Annotated in this window: 1 protein-coding gene and 2 pseudogenes; all 3 read right to left on the minus strand. The window is 37.1% G+C overall.

Translation table 11 applies throughout. From position 1 onward, the window contains the following. On the minus strand, positions 1 to 314 hold a 314-nt coding region (locus BUA76_RS18910), incomplete at its 3' end, for a hypothetical protein (protein WP_143149960.1). A gap of 502 nt (positions 315 to 816) precedes the next feature. Continuing rightward, positions 817 to 1,511 (minus strand): annotated as a pseudogene (locus BUA76_RS19580) (transposase); the annotation flags it as partial. Between the two features lie 884 nt (positions 1,512 to 2,395). After that, positions 2,396 to 4,340: pseudogene (locus BUA76_RS18920) on the minus strand (FISUMP domain-containing protein); the annotation flags it as partial.

Here is a 4,340-nt window from a genome sequence, read left to right on the forward strand (position 1 = left end):
TGTTTTTTTGCGATTCTGTTGACTGTCTTTTTATCGATTCCGTACAAGGAAGTACCGTCGGCAACATATATATATTCTTCGCCACTGACTGTAACGTCCGGAGAGATCTCTTTGCCTCTTACAGCGACCTCCTCTTTGGATTCGATGTTATTCGTGATTAAAATATCGTCCTGAAAATGAATATATCCGGAATTTTCTGTAGATAAAGACTGTCCGAAATTGAATATGGAAGCAATGATGAAAAACAAACAAACGACTCTTTCGGAAAAACGAAAGACCATAAGTTTACAAGATTTTTTCATTTGTATTTTCATCACATGTATTTTATATGTTCCTTAACACAATATTAGACTTATTTAAAATATTTCTACTTTTGTGCATTTTCTATAGAAACAAAATCATTCAAAGCAATAATATGTTCATCTAAAAAATTTTATTAATTTAATACATCTCCTATTATTACTAGAAAATATATTTGGTAATTTTATTCTAATTTTATTTTTTAGACTTATCAACACATTGTGATATAAAAATTATCTCTCAAAAAAAATAACTCTAATAATCACGTTCATTATCTTTTTACAAATATACATTCAAGACACTGATTACCAAATTTTTATTTGTAATTAAATGTTTACAAAATTGTAGCTATTTAGTTACAAAAAAGAAGAATACAATTGATAGATTGAGAAAATAATTTGAAAGCAAATCATCGTTTTTTTACAGTATATTTCAACATCATGAACGATAATTATAATGAACAGGTACAACAAAACATATCAGAGGTTTGAATTTAATACATAATTTGAGTTCGATTTAAGCAGCAATTAATCTTTCTTTGTCAATAACTTCAGAACAGGTATTATATGACCGTTTTTTATCAAAGAATAAATAAGCCGCCAAGCGGAGAGGATATTGAGTACAAACTTGTCAAAACTTCGATAACAGGTATGTTTTATTGGCAAATATTAATGAATTCCGTCGATAAAAAGCTGTTCAAAAAGGTCTTTCCGATATAGCCTTTATCACCAAAAGTCTTTTGAAAATCCATTTGTGCAAATCCATGCTTTTCAGCGGCTCCCTATCATGTACATTGCCCGTTGTAAGGATAAAATCCAGAATTTCGCCGTTGTCATTAATGATTAAGTGAACAGGATCCGTAAAGCCAATCCAAAGCAATGTTTTTTAAGGTTTTGAGCTGTTTTTTCTTTTGATACGGCACACTCTGATTGGCATTGAGTCGATAAAGAAATACCCGTGCATTTTCCCAGACACATCATTTCTCAAAAACGGCCATTGGAGTATTTACTTTCTTTTGAAGTTCCACAAATCGGTTCTACGAAACTGTCACAGAGAATTTATCTTTCATGTGTCTTGCACATAACCTTGATAAAATATTCCAGGTTTTTGAAAGCTCTGTAATGAAACAAAATCATAACGGTCATTACTTCACTTTGGCTTCGCCGAACCACTTTGTTAGGTTCAGACATGGCTGATTCTCGTTTTCTTTTTTAATTTCGGGTCTTATAAAATACTCTTCAGAACATGATTAAATTAACCTGAGTTCGGAATAAGTTTATACAAAACCCAAAGCTAACAAAAGTATTAATCACAGGGTTTTTTAAAATTTATGATATACAAAGGCGTGAAACTTATCAAAGTAATACAAAACTCTTGTATTAGTTTGATAAACGAAGTGGCATTGTTTAACTTAAAAGCGTTTCAAAAATTAAATATTTCTTTGTTTCTCTTTGTGCTTTTTGTATCACAAATTTATTTATTATTATCCCGAACTCACGTTAAATAAGTCTAAACAGCTTCCTTTTAACATTTGAAACGGCTATAACGGTATTTGAAATAATTTATAGCCTATGTATTAATTCTAAATAAAAAAGTCATCAAAAATCTGATGACTGTGTAGATGTTTCGATCAAACGTAGAATAAATACATTTTTATTAAACATCTTTAATATATTTATGAAAATGATAAAACATTAAAAATCCGGATTTTAGACTTATTAAAACACTACTCCGCTTTTAACGTTTCCGGCCTTATCAGCCATAAAAATTGTAAAAGTTGTTACTTCTCTTGTATGGAAAAGGGTTGTACTGAATTGTAAAAAAAAACACCTAACCTTCTTTAGATTCAGTAAATAATTGCCATTGCCTGCTCCATGAGCAATATTAGGTACTACAAGTCATTCACGATTCAAACCGGATGATCCTTGGAAATCAAATCCTCAAAAGTGTAAGGAACAACACCAGCTGATTTTGATTATAATATCTAAATACTATATACACCTGATTACCACATAAATACACAAAAATATCGCAAGTCCTACAACTTTTTTAATAAAAAGCCGCCTCTGTTATGAGACGGCTTCTATTCTTTACGCTAATTCTTGATACACCTTACAGGATATCCCTGGGTTTTAACTCTACTGGCACCACCAGAGCTATTTAATGCAACTGCATTATTAGCACTTGCAGAATTTGAACTCCAAAGGTTAAACTGTACAGATGAAGTCAATCCATTAAGACCTCTCCACAGAGACGTAGGTATTCTCAGGCTAGATCCCGTTGCATTGGTAATATTGTTATTCCCTCCTAGTTCATCAAAAACCTTTCGTAACTGACTTGTAGCACCATTGCCAGTAGGAACCGTAAATCCTGAAGGACACGGGTTGTTTGGTTGATTGACACCCCACAAAGTAGCAGTATTTGTTGTCGTCCAGTTTGCACCTCCAGTAGATATAAAATCTGGTGTGGCAGGCGTATCGGTAGAAACAGAACCAGATGTTACGCTGTAAACAGAAGTTCCCGAAGTAGCAGAACTGAAATTCATCAGCTCATGACCATCTGCTGCTCTTCCCCACTGAAACAATGATCCGTAAGCATTGAAGTCGTCATTTGTAGCTGCCTGTGTGAAAGGGGCAAAGCTGCTGCTTCCGATAGTTGAGTAACCCGCGCCCAGGTTATTGTTCAGCCATATGTTGCCGGCTATGTCTTCTGCCTGCACCGGAAGATATAGGAAACGGTGTGTAGATCTGCTTCCCGCATTATCTGCCAAGCCTATCATCTTATCCGGAATACCCGGATGATCTCTGAGCTGAACGGTACTGGTAGCAGAAGAACTGTAAGGATATACAAGTTCTCCTACCAAAATGCCTAAATAATCACTTCCGATACCCGAGTTCAGATCAAGCTTCTTCAGGTTCAGCGTACCAGATGTAGTGGCAATGGTAGCGGTTATATACTGGTTGGGCGTACTGCCAATCGTGACAGCAGGATAACTTTGCGAAGTCCAGCTGAAGACCACATCTCTTGAGATTCCGTCTTCAGTATATTGCGCCGGTACATTTACGGTATAGGAATACGCAGGAAGCGTACCTGCTGACGTGCTCTGAACAATCGGAATCCTGATCGTTACTCCTGTGGTTGTAAGGCTGCCTTGTACATTGACTGGTAATTCTACTGAATTGGTATTGGTGCTGCCATCTGCATTAACCTGAGTAAGGGATGCTGCAGAAGACGGAGCGGTAAACGGTAAGTAATCCGAATCATTTACCGAACCTATAAAATACATCCTGTTCTGAGCAAGCACCAGGTCCGCAGGAAATGCTGCATTCACGGTTCTTATAAGGGTACAGCTCTGACCACCAATGTTAATGTCAAAACTTGCAGTACCAGATCCGGAAGGCGTTCCCGTAATGGTGTAGTTAAGTGTGCCGGGACCATTGGCAAAAGTACCTGCAGATAGATTTGCCGTAAGACCGGTGACTCCTGTGGAGTTAACCGACTGCCCACCATACGAGCCTCCATTAGCCGTGTACGGAATTTGTGAACTCACGCCGCTTGCCAGTACACCACTGGTAAGAATCCCTGTATTGATAGCTCCTGCACAGTTGAGGGACGATATTCTTGTAGGCTTCCAGAACGTCCATACCGTGCCGTTGAATACAGCAAGATGTTTCTTGTTCGTATCATACGCCATCATTCCCGCAGAAGGATTGATGATATTGAGATGCGGGCTTACCATTTTTGGAAGAACCATTGCTTTATTGATATCTGTAAGTACCAGAATACCTGGCGTAGTATCAGTAGCACCTGTACTTCCTATCGCTACTTTAGCACCGGAATTTTCGGTCTTTGAATCTTGTAAGGTAGTATCTGCTACTCCTGTAGTATCTACACTTAGATCTACCCAACTACCATTATTTCTATATTTTACTTTTTTGTCTGAGGTATCATAGATAAAAGTACCGTCAACAGCTCCTGTAACCGCTGCCGCTGAAGTAACCCACGGCAGTACAATCCCACGGTTTGCATTACCAAATTCC

This window comes from Chryseobacterium takakiae, assembly GCF_900129385.1.
Lineage (GTDB): Bacteria > Bacteroidota > Bacteroidia > Flavobacteriales > Weeksellaceae > Chryseobacterium > Chryseobacterium takakiae.